General features: G+C 58.1%; 11 protein-coding genes and 1 pseudogene. 8 read left to right on the forward strand and 4 right to left on the reverse strand.

The features are described from left to right. Window positions 1–1,358: 1,358 nt before the first annotated feature. Window positions 1,359–2,315: a helix-turn-helix domain-containing protein gene (locus AC0L27_RS29665; RefSeq protein WP_473321307.1), complete on the reverse strand. Its 957-nt coding sequence runs from the start codon at window positions 2,313–2,315 to the stop codon at window positions 1,359–1,361. A gap of 489 nt (window positions 2,316–2,804) precedes the next feature. Between AC0L27_RS29665 and AC0L27_RS29670 the strand changes: the two genes are divergently transcribed. Next, complete coding sequence (locus AC0L27_RS29670) at window positions 2,805–3,845, forward strand: LysR family transcriptional regulator (RefSeq protein WP_473321309.1); 1,041 nt, start codon at window positions 2,805–2,807, stop codon at window positions 3,843–3,845. 116 nt (window positions 3,846–3,961) lie between these two features. On the opposite strand, the gene AC0L27_RS29675 is transcribed toward AC0L27_RS29670, so the two are convergent. Beyond that, the gene (locus AC0L27_RS29675) at window positions 3,962–4,636 is read right to left on the reverse strand and encodes a peroxiredoxin-like family protein (protein ID WP_473321310.1); all 675 of its coding nucleotides are present in this window, start codon (window positions 4,634–4,636) and stop codon (window positions 3,962–3,964) included. Window positions 4,637–5,489: 853 nt separating this feature from the next. Between AC0L27_RS29675 and AC0L27_RS29680 the strand changes: the two genes are divergently transcribed. The 3 genes from AC0L27_RS29680 (at window position 5,490) to AC0L27_RS29690 (ending at window position 8,509) form a co-directional block, all read left to right on the forward strand. Further along, complete coding sequence (locus AC0L27_RS29680; RefSeq protein WP_473321312.1) at window positions 5,490–6,677, forward strand: helix-turn-helix domain-containing protein; 1,188 nt, start codon at window positions 5,490–5,492, stop codon at window positions 6,675–6,677. Between the two features lie 447 nt (window positions 6,678–7,124). Beyond that, entirely contained in the window at window positions 7,125–7,778 is a 654-nt protein-coding gene (locus AC0L27_RS29685) for a response regulator transcription factor (protein WP_473321313.1), read from the forward strand. 356 nt (window positions 7,779–8,134) lie between these two features. Further along, on the forward strand, window positions 8,135–8,509 hold the full coding sequence (locus tag AC0L27_RS29690) for a response regulator transcription factor (protein ID WP_085385699.1): 375 nt from the start codon (window positions 8,135–8,137) through the stop codon (window positions 8,507–8,509). Between the two features lie 53 nt (window positions 8,510–8,562). Here the strand turns inward: AC0L27_RS29690 and AC0L27_RS29695 are convergent, their stop codons facing one another. Both AC0L27_RS29695 and AC0L27_RS29700 read right to left on the reverse strand, forming a co-directional pair. After that, window positions 8,563–9,165, reverse strand: a complete 603-nt coding sequence (locus tag AC0L27_RS29695) for a sulfite oxidase-like oxidoreductase (protein WP_446480901.1) — start codon at window positions 9,163–9,165, stop codon at window positions 8,563–8,565. 176 nt (window positions 9,166–9,341) lie between these two features. After that, entirely contained in the window at window positions 9,342–9,893 is a 552-nt protein-coding gene (locus AC0L27_RS29700) for a PAS domain-containing protein (protein WP_247295272.1), read from the reverse strand. Window positions 9,894–10,662: 769 nt separating this feature from the next. Here AC0L27_RS29700 and AC0L27_RS29705 point away from each other — a divergent pair. The 4 genes and pseudogenes from AC0L27_RS29705 to AC0L27_RS29720 form a co-directional block, all read left to right on the forward strand. Further along, window positions 10,663–15,348 carry a trifunctional serine/threonine-protein kinase/ATP-binding protein/sensor histidine kinase gene (locus AC0L27_RS29705; protein ID WP_473321314.1) on the forward strand — a complete coding sequence of 1,562 codons (4,686 nt, stop codon included), beginning with the start codon at window positions 10,663–10,665 and terminating at the stop codon, window positions 15,346–15,348. Between the two features lie 1,654 nt (window positions 15,349–17,002). Further along, the gene (locus AC0L27_RS29710; protein ID WP_085385696.1) at window positions 17,003–17,935 is read left to right on the forward strand and encodes a LysR family transcriptional regulator; all 933 of its coding nucleotides are present in this window, start codon (window positions 17,003–17,005) and stop codon (window positions 17,933–17,935) included. 451 nt (window positions 17,936–18,386) lie between these two features. After that, window positions 18,387–19,274, forward strand: coding sequence for an oxygen-dependent coproporphyrinogen oxidase (hemF, locus tag AC0L27_RS29715; RefSeq protein WP_473321315.1), 888 nt, complete (start codon window positions 18,387–18,389; stop codon window positions 19,272–19,274). Further along, window positions 19,271–19,634, forward strand: a pseudogene (locus tag AC0L27_RS29720) (HAD family hydrolase); the annotation flags it as partial. The gene hemF and the pseudogene AC0L27_RS29720, both read left to right, overlap by 4 nt. Between the last annotated feature and the right edge of the window lie 103 nt (window positions 19,635–19,737).

Genomic DNA, 19,737 nt, shown 5'->3' on the forward strand with positions numbered 1-19,737 from the left:
CCTCGAATTCAACCTGCAGGCCGGGATTGCTCGCGCTCCCGAAGAAAGTTCGTGCCACTGGGGCTCCTACAAGCCGATGAGTATCGCATCACACCGGAGACGATTTCACAAATTACCTCCAGTTATTGTTTTGATGCCCGCAAGGCGCCCAGAGCTGAGCGGCTCCGATTTGTATACTTGGAGTGGCCGAAATTGTCGCGTGCAGACGGCACGGCAATTCGAGAGACCGATAGCAGGTGGGAGCCGCGCGCTATTCGATCGCGTGCGACGTCGAGATAGCGTTTAATGCCGCGGTCGATGCTCGGCGTAATGAGCTAAAAGTGACGGCGCTCGTCCCGCGTAAGCGGTCCGCTTTAAAGGGCGCCTTCTTCGTATAGATCCCTTACTCCGTTTGGATACCCGACCCGTACGTAGGTTCAATTGAGCCACCAATCGCGATCGTCGTATCTATAAGGCGTGCGGTGGCCCTCCCAGCTATCGCTGCCCACCTTGGGCGTTTCCTCCCTAGACTTGGGCCGCTCGTGGCAACGCAGGCGGCCTTCTTTTTTGTGTGCACTCATATGGAATTGAACCGAGGTCTGGTCGACCTATACCTCGGTAGGGTCACTTCATACCCTCGCGCAATGGCAACAACTAAGCGCTCGGTGCTACCAGATGATACGGAGCGAACAGCAACGGAACCGGCCCGCGAGCAGGCAGTTGCAGGACAAGGTCGGCCACGTAATGGTCGACCGGTCTTTCCCCTCATCGAGCCGCATGTTGCCAGTGATTACTGTTTGCTTCCATGGTTGCGGAGATCCCCCCATGATAAGCATCGCCGATCTCTTAATCCGGTTCCGGCAAGGGAGCCGGCCCGCCTCCAATGCTCAAGTTGCGGTTGTGACCGATCGGGATCGATCCAGCATGGCCGAGTTTGTCCGCATCCTGCAGGCCTACGATCAAGGCCGGTACGGCAGGAGTTAGAGGGCGACCGCGTCTCAAGCAGCGAAGAAAAATGCGGGACACTGGACCGTCCACACATGACTTCAAATCAGTCAGTTCCGTTTCGCAATGCAGGTGCCATCGGTTGCTAATCGGCGATCCGCTTTGGAGGCCATGATCGAATTCGTGACAAAGGATCGCGCGCCCAACCACGATGAGCCGCGCATGGTGGCTAACGTTGTTGTGACCACGACAGCTCGGCGAAGCGTTTCGGTCGCTCCGGTAGTAACTCGCAAGGCGAGCTGCCGAGGTGACGTCGCCGCCGGATAATGGGAAATGCCTGCGACTATTTATCCGATAGCCATTTATCATAAGCTTAATTCAGACGCGATCGCATCACGGCGGCGTTTGGCTGCCCTCACAATCTCGCCGTATGTTCAATCGGAGTTCTGTCCATCACCCTCAGATTCGTCCGGAACGTATCCATGCACTTGGCGAAAGGCACGGAGAAAGCTACTGTAGCTCCTATAACCGACCGCCCGCGCGATCTGCTCAACTGAAAACGTCCTCGCGGCGAGCATATCGGCTGCACGCTTCATCCGTATTTGCCGGAGCGCTACCATTGGCGAACATCCTATCGTGCGCACAAAGCGCGCCATGAATGCGGATCGGCTCAAGCCGGCCTTTTGCGCCAAGGCCATGACGGAGTGATCGGCCTCCGGCCGCGCCAGCATATCGGCGAACGCAAGAGCGATTTGACGGTCACTCAAAATAGAGAAGCGTTCGAGCCAAACGCTGGTCGAATTGAGACTGCGACGGACGAGCGTGACGAGCACCTGCTTGAGGATGGCGGTTGTCATGGCCTGCATTCCAACCCGCCCGCCGCTGATTTCTGCCAACGCGGCCTGCAACTTTGACCCCACTTCATCGGCTGGTTCGAAGCGCTCGACAATCGGCGTGGAAAGGCCTGCAAAGAGGTCGATCGACGAGCCGTAGGTAGCGCGAAAGTACCCGCAGATCAGCATGACCATCGGGTCCAGGTCCCCGGCGACGAATCGCTGGATTCGCTCGCCGAAGCGCGGATCCCATTGCGCTTCGACCACATTCACTCTCTTGGCCGCTGTGCTGTCATCGACCTCGATGTGAAACGGCTTCTTGGCCGGTGTGATGACAAGGGTGTGAGGTACTAGAGGAAACGCAGAGAAGCCACCCACGACCATTCGTCCGGTCCCGGAAAGATTGTAGTGGATAGCCGGCGCCTCCGCGCTTCCGAATGACAGGCGCCAGCCTGGGCTAACCAAACACTCGATGAGCCCGATGACGTCGACATCCAAAGTTGCCATCAGCACATCGAGATGAGATCGAAGCAATGTAAGATTTGGACGATCGGACATGTGTTTCGGACTCTCGGATTGAGCTGATGTCCTAGTCTTAGGACAGGACAATTGCAAATCGTGGAACTGTATTATGGCTAGGATGATGCGCATCTGCTCGCCACGACCAACTGCCTAAGCGAAGTTGGGAACCTCTTCGACGACGTGAGCGTGCTGCGCTTCCGGCGGCCCTCATTTCACCGTCCAGAACTGACGCCTTAGGATGTCCCAAAATGAGCAAAAAGCACTAAATGGAAAGGTGGTCGAGGCGATCCCAATGCAAAACCTGACATCAAATTGGTCTCGCGTACGATGTTCTACGCAACCGCGACCTCAATAGGAAACAGCATCGATGCGAACGCTTTCAGCAAGACGCGGCCGGCAATTCCGAGCCGTCGCACAATACCTGTCTAATCGGAAGCTCCGCGAGCAACCGCTTGATCATCACACCTGCCTACTATGGCAACGAACCGAACGGCCCGAACCGGGGCAAATGTTTCGAGTCTGACTATGCAGCTGCAGCTTTATCAGGTGCGATATTTCTTAGCCCTAGCAAAGACGCTAAACTTTACGCGAGCGGCGGAGCAATGCAATGTGACGCAGCCGGCGCTGACAAAGGCGATACAAAAGTTGGAGCAAGAACTCGGCGGCGCGCTGATTCACCGTGAACGTCATCTCACCCAGCTCACCGATCTGGGCAAGATGATTTTGCCCACGCTGGAGAAAATATTCTCCGCCGCCGAGGCCGTACGGCTTCAGGCACGAGGCTATCAAAAGAAGGCAATAGCCCCGCTTAAGATCGGACTGGTGCCGTCAGTCTCCGCCGCACTCATTACTGAATTGCTTGTGGAGCTCGCCAGGATCATCCCCGATCTTCGAGTCGATCTGCGCGAGGCCGATGCCAGCGGGCTGGTTGCGATGCTTTTGGATGGCGAGATCAATGCCGCACTTGTCGGTGACGCCATGGAGCTGCCTGAGCGTATCGACCGCTGGCGCCTGTTCGAGGAACGCTGTGTGCTCATCTTGTCTCGGAAACATCCGATGGCCAGACAAACCGTCATCCTGCTCCAAGACTTGCACGAGTTGGTCTTTCTCGAAAGGATCGGATGCGACGTCGCAGACCGATTCAAGCGGGCTTGTTTTGCCGACCAACCAGGCCCTAAGGTTATGCACAGGAGCGATCAGGAAAGGCATCTTCAGCAAATGGCATTCGCCGGTTTGGGGGCCATCTTGGCGCCAGAGCACGCTCCCAGACTGCCGTCGCTCGCCACTATCCGAATTGAGGGAGACCCCGTCCGGCGCGAGGTGCAGCTTTTGGCCGTGGCGGGGAGGCAATATTCGCCGGCGCTTGACGCCTTCATCAAGGTTGCTCGTGTTCGCGACTGGACGACTGCGTTGGACAAACTCCGCCGCGCATCTGCCCCTGACTCGAACAAGGACAATGTTTGCTCGGCTGATGCACAAGGTGCAGGCTCCTTGATCCAGATCACGGGCCCCGGTCCCGCCTCTTCATGCCCGAGCCTGTTACGGGTATCCAACCGTCGTTGCTGAGGTGACGCGAAGTCGTTGATGGCCAGGACAAGTCGGGCCATGACGCAGTTGCAGTCGCCCATGCGTAGCCTCTCGAATTGACTTGGCTCATTCCGGTCAGCCTCGAAGGGCGAGGCTTAGGCCCATCCAATTTCGGACAGGGCAGCAAGCAAGGTTTCGGTCTTCGCTCCCGTGAAGGAGTCCGGGCCGACAAACGCTCGACGGATGATCCCTCGTTGGTCGAGGACATAGATGGCCGGCATCGGCAACATCCAAAAGGAGAAGCCATGGGGAGCGCAGAGATCGAGTCCGCGCCGCAAGAGATGGCTCTTTATGTCCGCCGGCACCACGGACACCAGGCCGAACGAAAGGCTCACCCCAAGATCTAGGTCGGAGAGGATTTCCAGATCCAGTTGGCGGTCGCGTTTGAAATTGCGTGGCAATTCGCCAGCCTCGGGCGTTATGGCAATTGTTGTGGCGCCGGCGGCGCGGATTCTAAAGGTTGCCTTTTGAAGGGCGCGCAGTCCAACCGTGCACAATGGGGACCAAGTCCCGTAAACAAAGGTGACGATCAACGGTGCAGCTCGTCGCAACTCCAAAGATGAAACGAGCTTTCCATCTGCCTCGGGGAGAAGAAAATCGGGGGCAAGTTCGTTTACTTTCAGGGCGCCGTCAGGAATACCGGCCTCTCGCAACCATGATGAAAGCAGGCGGTCGGTTCGGATGTCCAGCATGCGGAAACCGCTCAAGGTCTCCGCAGAGGGTTCGACCTGCGTACTGGCCGGGGGCCCCTTTGAAACGTCATCGCCCATTCTGGTTCTCCCCGGTAAGCCCACGGCACTTGGCCGCGTATGTTTCTTCCATGGTGACCGAGCGTTCTGGAAAACGAAAATTCAACTTTGGAATGGTAACCGTCGACGAATAATCGATAGGAATAGTCGTCGCCCCCAGTATCGCGATGCGCGCGGGTGGACGAAATAGTAGGGAGCAGCTTCCGTTGAGGAGGTCATGACTCTTTCACCGCGCCAAAGGCTCCTGCATACCGAGCGACACGATCAAGGAGAGGCAATAGCCAAGCACCGAGCTGCACGAGCTGTACGCCAAGATTGTCCTCAGAACCGACACCTGATCGCTGCACGACGCATTGGGTTCCATTTGCGGAGCGCGTGCCCTAGTCGGCATTTTGTCAGGAGTGCTTCTGCAAGAAGCAGCCGCGAAGCCAGGACAATCGGTGAGCAAGCCAACCTCCTCAGTGGAACGTGTGTTGCTGATAACGTATGCCGCGACCGACAGAGCGCCTTCTAGCCCGCGCGGCGTTGAGGGGAGACCGATGAAACCAAATTGAGGTTCGCCTGCCCGGCGCGTCAAAAATCAGAGTCGGTGAAGTGACGCCGAGCGCCAAATAGGTCGAAACCGAGATATCCAAAAGTCGCAGCCGTGCTCCGCCAAAAGTCTCATCCCGTTTTGCCCTTTCTGTCAGACACGCAAACGCGAGTGCAATTGGGGACTTCCGTGTCGCAGGGCAGGCTTACCTCGCATTCGCTTGTAGCAGCTTTCGGGCGGATCTGCCGCTCGGCCCGGCGCGCGACGGCCGACTCCCAAAACAGGCACCGCGATCGCGCAACGGTAGGGATGAATGCAGTCCTGAATCGGAGTTCGAATTCCATGCGTCCAGCCAATGATGACCAGATGATGCCACGGGTCAAATTCCAGCAGACGGGGGAAGCGATGGTGGAACACCGCCCAGCACGTTCGTCCTCCACGCCGCGACCCGAGCTCCAGCAAGTCCCTTTATGCAAGAAGCTTGGGAAGCCACGCGATTGGCGCCACGGCCCTGATGAGCGGCAACATCTTTCACGATCACGAATGTTGCTGCCGATAGCTCAATCTCCGATCATTGTTGGTGACCATGAGCCGCTCATTTTCGATCCAATTCGTCAATTGGATGATCAGGTGCCGGCGGACGTGATCCATCCTGTTGTTGAAATTTCTCCTCGTGAGGCTGTGGAACGCCTCATCATAACGGGGCACGGCATGACGGCCGAATCTATTCGATCCACAAGTCGAGGCAAAATCCAACATCAGTATAGGGCTCCAATGCATATGCTCGTCATGTACGAGAAGGGGGAGCGCCGCGATGGAGAGACATTTGTAGAAGGTATGCCGCCATCAGCGCTCCGGAGCCTCGAGCGGAAGCTGACATTCGTTCCTGCTGGCTGCGAGTTCTACGATTGGCACGAGCCGCGGGGATCGCAGATGCAGCTCATGTACTTCTACTTCGACCCTGAGAGGCTGAAGGCTCTTTCCAAACGTGGCATCACCGGCCTGCCGGACTCCCCACGCCTACTGTTCGAAGACGAAACGCTATGGAACACCGCCCTCAAGCTGAAGACGTTCGTCGATAGCTCTGCAGGAGACCCGGTCTACTTCGAGAGTCTCGGTAGCCTGCTTATGCATGAAGTCGTGCGTTTCACTTGCGGGATGCCCAGCATTCAGCGTCAACTCCAAGGTGGTCTTGCACAGTGGCAGCAGCGGCTCGTCACCGCCTACATCCAGGAGCATCTCAATGAGCGGATACCGATTGGCACGTTGGCGCAGCTCGTTCGTCTTAGCCCGTATCATTTCTGCCGGGTGTTCAAGCAATCTCTCGGAATGCCGCCTCATCGGTACCAGACCAAACGTCGCGTTGAGCAGGCCAAATTACTGCTGGCAAACCGCGCAGGCTCTATGATGGAAATCGGTCGGGCGGTCGGCTTCAGCAGTCGTAACGCGTTCGCCACGGCGTTTCGGAAGGCGACGGGTATTGCTCCCGCGGATTACCGCCGAAGCGTGGCTCCTCCGATAACCGTATGAATGAGTTGCGGCGTCCCGCTCAACTTTGCCATTCGAAGGTAGCGGCGTCTCGGTGCCACATTGCGATGAGGACGATCGGGCTTTGGGGGCCCGTCAAGAAAGCAGGTCACGGGCCTTAAGAAGGCATGCACCTGCCGCTGGTGGCGAAGAGAGGCAGAAAGCCCATCGCGGGAATTCGGCAAAGCGACCGAAAGCAAGCGGCGCCGTGAATGGACCCGCTAGAGCGATCCGAGCGACGTATCGCAAATCTGTACTGATGATGGGCTGGGCGCGAGACTAGGTCGATTGCCCTCATCACCCCTGTTTTAGTCCGACCGATGAAAGTCAGATCACCTTCACGCGCAAGCGATTGCGTTCCACGCTGGAACTCGCGGAGTGTCATTTGTTGAATGGTCTTCGTGAAGATGGTATTTCTACACGGACTTGTCGGTTTTGGGGGAGTATCCCGTGGCGCAGCCAATTCAAAAGCGTGCGGTAGCCGAGGAGCCAACCATCGTCGTCGTTGACGACGACAATGACTTCCGCGCCTCACTCGGGGACCTGTTCAACTCGGTTGGCTTCAAGGTCAAGATGTTTGGCTCGGCAGCGGAGCTGCTGCAGGGCGAATTATTGCCCGACGCGGTGAGCTGCCTCGTACTTGACGTCAGATTGCCGGGCCTAGGCGGTCTCGATGTCCAAGCCGAGCTGTCGAAAGTGAACGCTTCGATTCCCATCATCTTCATGACCGGCCACGGCGACATTCCGATGTCGGTCAGGGCCATGAAGGCAGGCGCTGTGGATTTTCTAACCAAGCCATTCCGCGATCAAGACATGCTGGATGCAGTCACGATCGCGCTCGAGCGCGATCGGACGCGGCGGAAGAACGAGCGGCGGCTCACGGAATTGAAGTCGCGTCTCGAGCGATTAAGCGCGCGCGAGCGAGAGGTGTTGGCTCTCGTGACGACTGGCTTAAAGAACAAGCAAATCGCGTTTAAGCTAGAGATAGCTGAGATCACTGTAAAGGCGCACCGTGGTCATGTTATGCAGAAGATGGGTGCGCAATCGCTGGCCGAGCTTGTCAAAATGGCGGAGACGCTTGGTATAAAGTCGCCCCGGTCTTAATCGCTTCCTGCTTGCACGTGAGTGCATCAGCCGAGAGGGCTATTGTTTGCGCAAATCAACTGACGGCGTTAATCGCTTGCCGCCAGGCCCTGCTGCCGCTTCGAACGTAACGACCCGAGATCAGCGCACGCGTTCGGACGTGGCCCAAACCGGGCTGAACTATTCAGATAGTCTGCATCGATTATTCCTAAGTATAGCATCGGTTGTTCCAAAGCGTAGCACCGCCCGTCCATCGTCTAATCGCCGGTTCAGACCCTTGTCGTTAACGTGTAATGGTGTCCGCGCAGTGCGCTTCATGAGATGGACACGGAACGCGAGATGCGGCGGGCCACCTCCCCAGCAACGAAGGTGGGGATATGTCTAGCGAGATTCGAATTTCGATCATTGATGATGATGACCAATCTCGCTCAGCCTTAGCGGGTCTCCTGCAAGCGATCGGATTCACGACTGAGACCTACTCGTCGGCAATGGAGTTTCTCGCGTCTGGAAACTTGCGCGATAGCTCCTGTTTGATTGTTGATGTCCACATGCCGCGCATGACTGGGACTGAGTTGTATAGCCGCTTGGTAGGATCCGGCTATAACATACCAACGGTTCTGATCACCGCTTACCCCGACGACAGCGCGCGAGCGCGGGCTCTGGATCAGGGCGTCGTTGGCTACCTGACCAAACCCATCGACGAAAAGGTTCTACTCGGATGCATCGAATTGGCGCTACAGCGCGGGAAATAAGATGAAAATCCGTAATCAGCAATCGATCGGCTGCCGCTCAGGAAACGTTCCCTTCAGCTCGAAAATCGTTGCTCTTTGAACGGGTCCCCGTAGATGTGAAATCCGTTGAATTCCCACAAGCCCGGCGATTCGCGATCCAAAAACTGTATCCCGCGTACCCATTTCACGCTTTTATAACCATAGAGGTTTGGCACGACGAGCCGGAGCGGGTAACCATGTTCGGCCGTAAGGGGTTCGCCGTCATGCCGCAAGGCGAAAACCGTCGTCGGGAGCAGAAAGTCCGAGATTGGCAGGTTCGCCGTGTAGTTGTTCTCGCCATGGATCATCACGTGCCGCGCCTCTGGCCGCAACGTCACTCGCTTCATCAATTCTGTGGCGAGAATCCCTCCCCAACGGTTGTCGAACCGGCTCCAGCGCGAGACGGAGTGTAAGTCGGCAAGTACTTCGCTTTGCGGCAGTTTGCAGAGCTCTTCCCAGGAAAGCCGCAGCTGCTCCTCTACCAGGCCGAACACGCGAAAATCCCAAGTCGTGGGAGCAAAGAGCGGCACCGAGCCCACATGGAGCACCGGCCACTTAAGCGTCAGCGACTGTCCTGGGGGCAGCCGCCCAGCGTCACGCATCTCACGCTCCCGTTCGCGCCGCTCGTTCGATTGCACAAATAGCTCCACTGCGAAAGGAGTAGCGCGGCCTAGTTGGCGCACGTAGTGATTTTCGGAGCCTGAAAAGCGTCACCCGGGTTGCCTCGGACATCACCGAAGATGGTTTCTGGTACACCACATTCCGAGAAGCGAACTACCAACGCGCTAGTCCCCGAGGCGGCTAAGGGGGAGCCTCACTGCTCCCCGTCACCGCTCTTGGAGTTAGAACCAGTTGCAGGCTCGGAGACTAAGCCAGGAACAGTCTTGCTGGTGTTGTGTCGGAAAATGTTGACCGCTCCGATCACTTCGTCCTCGTCGTCACGAATTGGAAACACATTTACTAGCGCCAGAAGACGATAACCGTTTGGCTGCTCGCAAATTACATCGGCGTTCCGAACGGTGGCGCCGTTGTTGACCACCACGGAAGGTGGCGCAAGCTCGTGCGGCATCACTTCTCCTGAGGGGTAACGAAGCAGGTGTGACCCGCAAAACTTTTCCGAGGTTCCCAAGGACGGCGTCCGTCCCCAACCGGCGATTGCAGCTTTGTTGCACTTAACGACGGTGGCATCCTTCTCAAGGACGTATATCCCTACAGGGATAGAATCCATTGCCGCTTGGTCTGCAAGAAGTCCTTTTGCGACGAGGTGGCCGTCCACGAGTTCTCCTCGGAAGTCGATCTCGTCGAAGTCACCATCCAAAATCATCGTGCTTGTTGCCAAACCACTATGTGTCACGCTGGTTGCCATTTTCAACTTCCTTTGCGCGATGGAGTCAGAAGACGATCGAATTTCATGTCCCGTTTATCCCGCTTGTCAAGAGGGCACTTGAGACTACGCAAGAAGACTCTTGCGGAACTCTCAAGTGCTGAGAAACGGGCTTCGCGAAGGCTAGCCGCCACATCTCCGATAGCAGGACTGTGAGCGAAATAATGGGAGCGGCGAGGACGAGGGTAGCGCCTGACTTGGGCGGAGCGTGAAAGGTCGCGGTGAAAATCGCGGAACCAGTCACTTTCCCAATTGCAGACCTAACGAGCTGCGGGAGGCGGCGCTGCCGGAAGATCGCCTGAAACCACAATCGAAGAAGGGCTCGGCTTTATGAGCAAACGCCTGCTGGAGGTTAACCTGTCTGCCTTGAGCTCATCTGCTCAGAGGCCCGGTGGAAGTGAACGCACTTGTCTGATGAGCGGAGTGCCGGTTCGGAGAATGTTGTCGACGAAGCGCCCCAGAAAGTTCCAGGTCGTTCGAAAGATTGGACCAACTCGTTCTCTGGCGCGGCCACAGATATCTCGTTGCAGTTGACATCCTTCTGGCGTCCTGTCCAAATGAATACTCCGAGGTCGTGATGCCCGTGGCGACAAGAATGTCACCTATCCCGGGGCTGTCGGGGTACGTGCTTGTGCCCCTGCGGAAAAGCGCGGATTTTACCCTTTACCGCGGCCGGAAACACGATGACCCCTCTTCGGTCCTAGCGATCGCACTCTTTGAACAGCCGTCGCCTCAGAGTATCAGGCGGCTTATGCACGAATACTCGATCGCCGCCGAACTCGATCCCGCTTGGGCTGCCAAGCCTCTGGCCATTACGCGTCACGAAGGGCGGACGATCCTCCTACTCCAGGACCCCGGCGGTCAGCCGCTGGATTGGATTCTTGAGCGTGACCATGGGCAACCGCTAGATGTGACTCGGTTCCTAAGCATCGCTGTTGGGCTGACAAGAACACTGGGTCAAGTCCATCAGCAGGGCCTTATCCATCGGGATATCAAGCCTTCGAATGTCCTCGTCGACGAGACCGGAAACGCATGGCTCACCGGATTCGGGATTGCGTCCCAACTTCCGCGCGAGCGCCAGTCGCCCGATCCTCCCGAGTTCATCGCGGGAACGTTCGCCTACATGGCACCCGAGCAGACGGGACGAATGAATCGCTCGGTCGATTATCGGAGCGACCTTTATTCGCTTGGAGTGACTTTTTACGAAATGTTGACCGGGACTCTTCCATTCACGGCCTCCGACCCCATGGAATGGGTGCACTGTCATATCGCGAAACAACCAGCCGCCCCCAGAGCGCGGGTGGGAACCGTACCAGTCTCGGTCTCCGCGATCACGATGAAGTTGCTCTCCAAGACCGCGGAGGAAAGATATCAGACAGCGGTGGGAGTTGAGAGCGATCTTCGGCGCTGCCTATCCCAGTGGGAGTCCCACGGGTGGATCGATGACTTCACCCTTGGCGCATACGATACCCCGGATCGCCTCATCATCCCCGAGAAGCTGTATGGGAGGCACCGCGAAGTTGACACTCTGCTGACCGCCTTCGACCGCATCGTTGGCGGTGGCCGAGCCGAACTGGTGCTGGTCTCTGGATACTCCGGGATCGGAAAATCCGCAATCGTCAATGAGCTTCATAAACCGCTCGTGCGGCCACGCGGCTTGTTCGCGTCGGGCAAATCCGACCAGCACAAGCGGGATATTCCGCACGCCTCCCTGGCCGGTGCGTTTCAGAGCCTTATCCGGCGGCTCCTAAGCCAGAACGAGGAAGATCTGCACAAATGGCAGGCCGCAATTCGTGAGGCCCTGGGTCCAAACGGACTGCTCCTCGTCGATCTCGTCCCGGAATTGCGGCACGTCATTGGCGACCAGCCGCCGTTGCCCGAATTGCCGCCGCAGCAAGCGCAGAGACGTTTTCAGACCGTCTTTCGACGGTTCATCGGCGTGTTTGCACGACCTGAACATCCGCTTGCGCTCTTCCTCGATGATATGCAATGGCTGGATGTCGCCACACTCGACCTCGTCGAAGATCTGCTAACACGCAACGATTTGCAGCATTTATTGCTCATTGGTGCGTATCGGACCAATGAGGTCAATGGCAACCATCCGCTGGTACGTAAGCTTCAAGCGATCCGTCAGGCCGGAGCCGCAGTGCAGGACATCGTTCTCACACCACTCAGTCGCGACGATCTAGGTAAACTGCTTGTGGACTCCCTTCACTGCCAACTGGAGCCCGCCGCCCCACTGGCAGACTTGATTTACGAAAAAACCACGGGCAACCCGTTCTTTGCAATCCAGTTCATTTCTACTCTGGCGGACGAGCGCCTGCTGACATTCGATTACCGCGCGCGCCGTTGGATATGGGACCTGCCCCGCATTCGTGCCAAAGGCTTCACGGACAATGTCGTAGAGCTGATGGTGGACAAATTAAAGCGCCTTTCGCCAGAAACCCAGAAGTTACTCCAGCAGTTCGCCTGCATGGGCAACACTGCAGAGTTCGAGATGCTGCGGATTGGGTATCAGGGCTCCGTCGAGGACATGCACGATCATCTCTGGGAAGCGGTGCGATCGGGTCTGATCTTCCGCACGGACAATTGCTACGGCTTCATGCACGACCGCGTGCAGGAAGCGGCCTACTCGCTTATCCCGGCGGAGCTGCGTGCCGAGGCTCACCTCCGCATCGGAATGCTCCTCGCTGAGCATACGCCCTTAGAAAGACGTGAGAAGGCGATATTTGATATCGCCAATCAACTTAACCGTGGCTCTCACCTTATCAACTTTGTCGAGGATCGCGAGCGCGTCGCAGAATTGAATCTGATCGCAGGTCGGCGCGCGAAACTCTCGACAGCATACGACTCCGCTCTCATCTATCTCAGGGCCGGCCGCTCCCTTCTTACAGAAGAGACTTGGGAACGCAATTACCGGCTTATCTTCTCGATCGAATATCTGACAGCCGAGTGTGAACTGCTGACCGTCACGGTCGGTCTCGCTGCCGGGGATCCACTCGCGGAAGTGCAAGAGGAATGCGAGAAGGGCTTGGCATTTGCGAGGCGGGTGCGCTTCGGTCCGCTCATCGAGCGCTGCGGAGCACAACTTGGTTTGATCCTCACCCTGCGCGGGCTGACTGAAACGTTCGGCTGCCTGGATCATGAGGGATATAGCGAAGTCGATACCGAGCGCCGTTTGGCCAACAGCCCGGATCTCGTGCTCTCGGAGTTCTATTACTGGACGCGAAAGCTGCAGGCGCATTTTTTTGCCGGAGAGCTTGCGGCGGCGGTCGATGCATCGCGGCACGGGGAGCCCCTGCTTTGGACGTCGGCGGCAACGTTCGAGTCGGCGGAGTATCGCCTATATGCGGCGCTGGCGCATGCGGCGATGTGGGATCACGCCCCACCGGAGCAGAGACCGACGCATTTCGCATCTGTACTTGAGCACCACCGGGAACTCCTAGCGTGGGCGGAGGTCAACCCGGAAACGTTCGAAGACCGCGCCGCCTTGGTCGGCGCCGAGATCGCCCGCATGGAGGGCCGAACACTGAACGCTCAGGAGCTGTACGACAAAGCGATCCGCGAGGCTCGCAAATACGGCTTCGTGCACATCCAGGCAATTGCCAACGAGATTGCCGCGCGCTTCTACGCAGGGCGCGATTACGGGAAAATCGCGGCAACCTATTTGCGCGCCGCGCAGGGCTGCTATCAGCGCTGGGGAGCCGACGGAAAGGTTTGCCAACTCGAGAAACTTTATCCGCAGCTCAAGCTGGATGAGTCGATCCCGAATTCCACGGCGACGATAGTGACACCCTTCGAGCAACTCGATTTGGCTACCGTAATCAAGGTTTCGGAAGCGGTCTCGGGCGAAATCGTTTTTGAGAAGTTAATGAACACGCTCATGAGTTCGGCAATCGAACACGCAGGCGCAGATCGAGGTCTCCTGATTCTTCCCCGAGCCGACAAATATCAAATTGAAGCAGAGGCCACAGCCAGCGGTGACAACGTGACGGTGGTCCTGAAACAGGCGCGCGTCACGACCGCAGATCTCCCAAACTCGGTGTTTCACTACGTGCTTCGCACAAAACAAAGCGTTCTGCTGCAAGATGCGTCCAATCAGAATCCGTTTTCAGGGGACGACTATATTCGTGACCGTCGCTCGCGCTCAGTGCTCTGCCTGCCGATACTTAAGCAGACCAAGTTGATTGGCCTGCTGTACTTGGAGAACAGCCTTACGACTGCCGCGTTTACTTCTGCTCGAATGGTAGTCCTCACACTGCTCGCTTCCCAGGCCGCTATCTCAATAGAGAACGCCAGCCTGTATCGCGAACTAGCCGAGCGGGAGGCCAGAATCCGACGGTTAGTGGATGCCAACATTATCGGAATCTTCGTCTGGGATGTTGACGGCAGGATCATCGATGCCAACGAAGCTTTTCTCCGCATCGTCGGATACAGCCGCGATGATCTCGTCTCTGGCCAACTGCGCTGGCGGGACCTGACACCCACGGAATGGAGCGATGCCGACGACCGACGACTAGCCCAGCTGGAGGCGACCGGGACCACGCAACCCTACGAGAAGGAGTACTTCGCGAAAAACGGCAGCCGCGTGCCGGTGCTGGTTGGGGCAGCGACCTTCGGAGAGCGATCCGACCAAGGCGCGGCCTTCGTGGTAGACTTAACTGAGCGCAAGCGGGCGGAGGAGGAAATTCGCGAAAGCGAACGGCGTTACAGTGAGGTGCAGATGGAGCTCGTGCACGCAAATCGAGTTGCAACAATGGGGCATCTCTCGGCTTCGATCGCCCATGAAGTCAACCAGCCGATCGGGGCGACGCTCAACAATGCCTCTGCGGCGTTGCACTGGCTGAGCAAAGAACCAGCAGATCTGGATAAAGCTCGAGACGCTCTCAACCGGATCTTTGCTAACGGCAATCGCGTCAGCGAGGTTGTCGGCCGGATACGAGCGCTTTTCAAAAAAGCACCTCTACGGAAAGAAGACGTGGACATCAACGAAGCAATCCTTGAGGTGATCGCCCTGACCCGCGGCGAAGTCGTGAAGAATGGCATTTCGGTGCAATCACTCCTCGGGGACGGTTTGCCGCTCATTCAAGGAGATCGGGTCCAGCTGCAACAAGTGATAATGAACCTGATCATCAATGCCGTTGAAGCATTGAGCTCGATCAGTGGGGATCCGCGAGAACTGGTGATCACCACTGGTAAGGGCGAGCCGGACGGCGTGCTGGTAGTACTGCGGGATTCCGGGCCAGGTCTGAGTTCACTGGATCTGGAGCGCATCTTTGATGCCTTCAACACGACAAAGCCCGGCGGCTTGGGGATGGGCCTATCGATCTGCCGCACGATCATTGAAGCGCATGGGGGACGACTGTGGGCCACCGCCGCTCAACCTCGGGGCGCGACGTTTCAATTCACGCTGCCCGCACGGTCAAATCAGGCGTGAACTGAACAGTTTGCAGCGCGTCTGCAACGGACCGGATCGCTACCGGAAGAACTCTGGGCTCGCACGCACTGGAGTTCCGCCGGCGCAGCCAGCGCGCTATTCATCATTTAGGAGGTCGTTATGCTCGTGGCTTGTTCCTTGGAACGGCTCATGTCCATCTCGTTCCACGTTCAGCGCAGCTAAGAAACGACGAGTCTGAGCGCTCGTATTGCGGCGACGTCGGGTTGGCCACGGCGTTGAGAGAGGTCGCCGGGGGCGCCTCAGAAATCGTCAAGCACCGCTCTCCGTGACATACCCAAGATCGACAAAGCAGAGGCGAACTTCAAGAGAAATGCCGATACTGTGTCGCCGCATGGGAGCGGTGATCGGAAGCATTGACGCGCTAACCTGACCACCGTCGCCGTTCCGGGCCTCGTGCGCGGTCATTGCATTCGCTAGGTCCGGTCAACGCCGGAACAAGTTCGATTTGGCAAGCGAAGAGCGCAAAGTACGGTCCTTGATTATGAGTATCAGTGGCGTGTGTCGCACCTCAGCGAACCCGTCTAACGGGCGGTCGCGCGGCCCGAACAGCGCGACCGATACTCACCTCTATACTACGGCGGATTGTTCGAGCCATTTGGGTCGAGCTGGTGTCCAGACCTCTGAGTTGTCGGCACGCAACGGATTCGGCGCCATAAAATACGCGCTCAACAAACCGCAAGAATGAGAACGCCGTAACAAGAACTGCGCTTCACGCAGTGATTAACCCGCTATATCTGTAGTCCGCAAGAGCATCAGGCTTAGCGGCGATAAGGAGAACAATGATGCCGGCGATATTCACCGCGACTAGTGGCGACGATGTGACTGTCACGTGCACCACGCGCGATGTCGCACTCACGGGCGAGGCTACCGCAACTTCAAACAACATGAGCAGGGCCATCGCCATAGACGGGATATCGGCGATGGTCGCTTTGCAGCCGATCGGCAGATGGACACGACGCGCACCGCGCAAGGCGCAAAGTCGATGCTCTGGTCCGCGCGACGGGGGTTCTGGTGCCCGACGTGATCCGACCATTTGATCGGATCCGCCTTGAAAGGAGCTGCATGTTTCTACGCTTAGCCGAACTGTAGTTCCCTATCGCAAGGATGGACGTTTCCCCGATGCCATTGCCCCTCCACGACACTCACTCTCTTCTGCTGTCAGGTCATCGAACCGGTTGTGAAACGGCTTCCCGGTCGATGTGATGACAAGTGTCAGGAATGCGGAGAAGCGATCCACCGATCGTTTGTCCGGCCCCGGAAAGTGCAGTGGATAGGCTGTGCGTGCACGCTCCGAGTGACATATTCACACTTTAGCTGACCAAACAGGCGATGACTCCAATGGCGGCGAATTCAAGGTCGTACCAGTACGTCGAGATCCGAGCGAGGCAATGCAACGTTCGTACGATTGGACGCGTCTTTGGGACGCTCAAAAGCTGATGACTTGGTCCGCAACGTTAATTCAAAGCAGTGTCGGTGAGGAAAAGTTCCGCGAGACGCGGGCCGAGAATGCCGAGCCGGCACACAATACCTGTTTCCTGGGAGGCTCCGCGACAAACCGCTTTATCATCACCCCTGCCCGCCCCAGCAACGAACTGGAATGGTCCGAACCACCTCAACCCTTTCGAGTATAAGTATGCAGCTGCAGTTTCATCAGGTGCGATATTTTTTAGCCCTGGCAAGGACGCTCAATTTTACGCGGGCTGCGGAGCAATGCAATGTGACTCAGCCGGCGCTGACAAAGGCGATACACAAGCTGGAGCAAGAACTCGGTGGCGCCTTGATTCACCGTGAACGTCACCTCACCCAACTCACCGAGCTGGGCAACATGATTTTGCCAACGCTGGAGGAAATATTTGCCGCGACGGAGTCGGTACGACTTCAGGCGCGAGGCTATAAAAAGAAGACCATCGCTCCGCTGAAGATCGGGCTGGCGCCATCAATCTCCGCCGCACTCATTACGGAATTGCTCTTGGAACTCGCCAGGATCATCCCTGATCTTCGAGTCGATCTGCGCGAGGCCGATGCCAACGGGCTCGTTGCGATGCTTTTGGATGGTAAGATCAATGCCGCACTCGTCGGCGACGCGGTGGAGGTACCTGAGCGCATCAACCGCTGGCGGCTCTTCGAGGAGCGGTATGTGCTCGTCTTGTCACGGAAGCATCCGATGGCGAGTCACACAGTTATCCCGCTTCAAAACCTTCACGAGCTGGTTTTTCTCGAAAGGGTCGGGTGCGACGTCGCAGGGCGATTCAAGCAGGCGTGTTTTGCCGACCATCCCGGCCCGACAGTTGTGCACAGGAGCGATCAGGAAAGGCACCTTCAGCAAATGGCATCCGCCGGTTTAGGGGCCATCCTGGCGCCAGACCATGCTCCCACGCTGCCGTCGCTCGCGGCTATCCCAATCGAGGGCGACCCTGTCCGGCGTGAGGTGCAGCTTTTGGCCGTGGCCGGGAGGCAGTATTCGCCGGCGCTCGACGCCTTTATCAAGGTTGCTCGTTTTCGCGACTGGACGAGTGCGCTGGACAAAACGCGGGGCTCGACGGTCGCGTCCTCCGATGCGGCGTGAATACGGGGCCGGCTGCGAGGTGCGGCACATAAGCGAGTACCGCGAAACCGTGTGATTTAGGTGACGTTAAAGCCCAGAAGCACCCAGGTACGAGTTTGGGGAGCGCGTTGGGGGTTACGGATGTTCCGACAGAGCCAGATCAGGGCGAAGAACGCGAGTTCGTCGCGCGCGGGAATGAATGCGCACGGCATCGTCCGCCCATCACCCCGATCCTGGAAAACCTATTGCGCTTCGTCCGGCGGCGGCTACGGCATATCGGCAAGCTCATCCGCGTCAGCATTCACCGCCACACTTGCAACGAGAGCGCACCGATTACGGTCCGCAGGGATAGATCGTGTAGGGTGGGCAAAGCGCCGCGTGCCCACGATTCAAGACGCCGGTGAAGGATGGTGGGCACGGCGCAAGGGCGCCTTTGCCCACCCTACGGGCTGGTTTCTTCAGGATTTTGGATATGGACGTTTCAATCATTGAAGATCGTAAAGCCCGCGCCCGCGCCTGGTTCGAATCCTTGCGCGACGACATCTGCGCGAGCTTCGAGCGGCTGGAGGATGACGCGCCACAAAGCCTCTATCCGGGCGAGGCCGGCCGCTTCAAACGCACGCCGTGGCGGCGCACCGACCACACCGGCGCGCCCGGCGGTGGCGGCGTGATGTCGATGATGTGCGGCCGCCTGTTCGAGAAGGTCGGCGTGCACTGCTCGACCGTTCACGGCGAATTCGCGCCCGAGTTTCGCGCGCAGATTCCTGGCGCGGCGGAGGATCCGCGGTTCTGGGCCTCCGGTATCTCGCTGATCGCTCACTTACGCAATCCGCAGGTGCCGGCCGTGCACATGAACACCCGCTTCGTAGTCACCACCAAGGCCTGGTTCGGCGGCGGCGCCGACCTCACTCCGGTGCTGGATCGCCGGCGCACCCAGGACGATGCCGACACCATCGCCTTCCACGCTGCGATGAAGGACGCCTGTACCGGAGCGAACGGCGTCGCCGATTACGACAAATACAAGAAATGGTGCGACGAGTATTTCTATCTGCCGCACCGGAAAGAGGCGCGCGGCGTCGGCGGCATTTTCTACGACTGGCACGACAGCGGTGATTGGGGCGCCGATCTCGCCTTCACCCACGACGTCGGCCACGCCTTCCTGAAGACCTATCCTGACATCGTGCGTCGCAATTTCGCGACGGCATGGACGGCCGAAGACCGCGAGGAGCAATTGATCCGGCGCGGACGCTATGTCGAGTTCAACCTGCTCTACGACCGCGGCACAATTTTCGGACTCAAGACCGGCGGCAATGTCGACTCGATCCTGTCGTCGCTGCCGCCGGAGGTGAAGTGGCCATGAGCGCGGGCAAGCTTCTCCCCCGCGCCATCCTGATCGACATGGACAACGGCATTGTCGGCCCACGGCCGGCCCGAGATCGTCTGGACCAATGCGGACGCCTCATGGCGACTGAAGCTTGCCGAAGCCCGGCATCTGACCGTCAAGGGCGGCTTTGCCGCGCTCGCGGCTGCGGGCCACCGCGCTCTGCCCGACGATCTCGCCATGAGCCCGGCCGATCGCTTCACCAGCTATCGCGAAGAGGATATGTCCATCGGACCGGGCGCGCATGATGCGATCGACAGGCTGAAGGCGCTCGGCGTCAAGCTCGCGCTGGTGACCAAGGGCGCCGCGGACCCGCAGCACACTATGCTCCAGCGGTTTGGGTCTTAGCACCACACCAGCGATTATCTCCGCGCCTGGAGACCATCGATCCCTGGGCACGCGCTGGCCGGAGTGGTCACCGCTCACTGCTACGGCGCGGCAG

The organism is Bradyrhizobium sp. Ken51 (assembly GCF_055807435.1).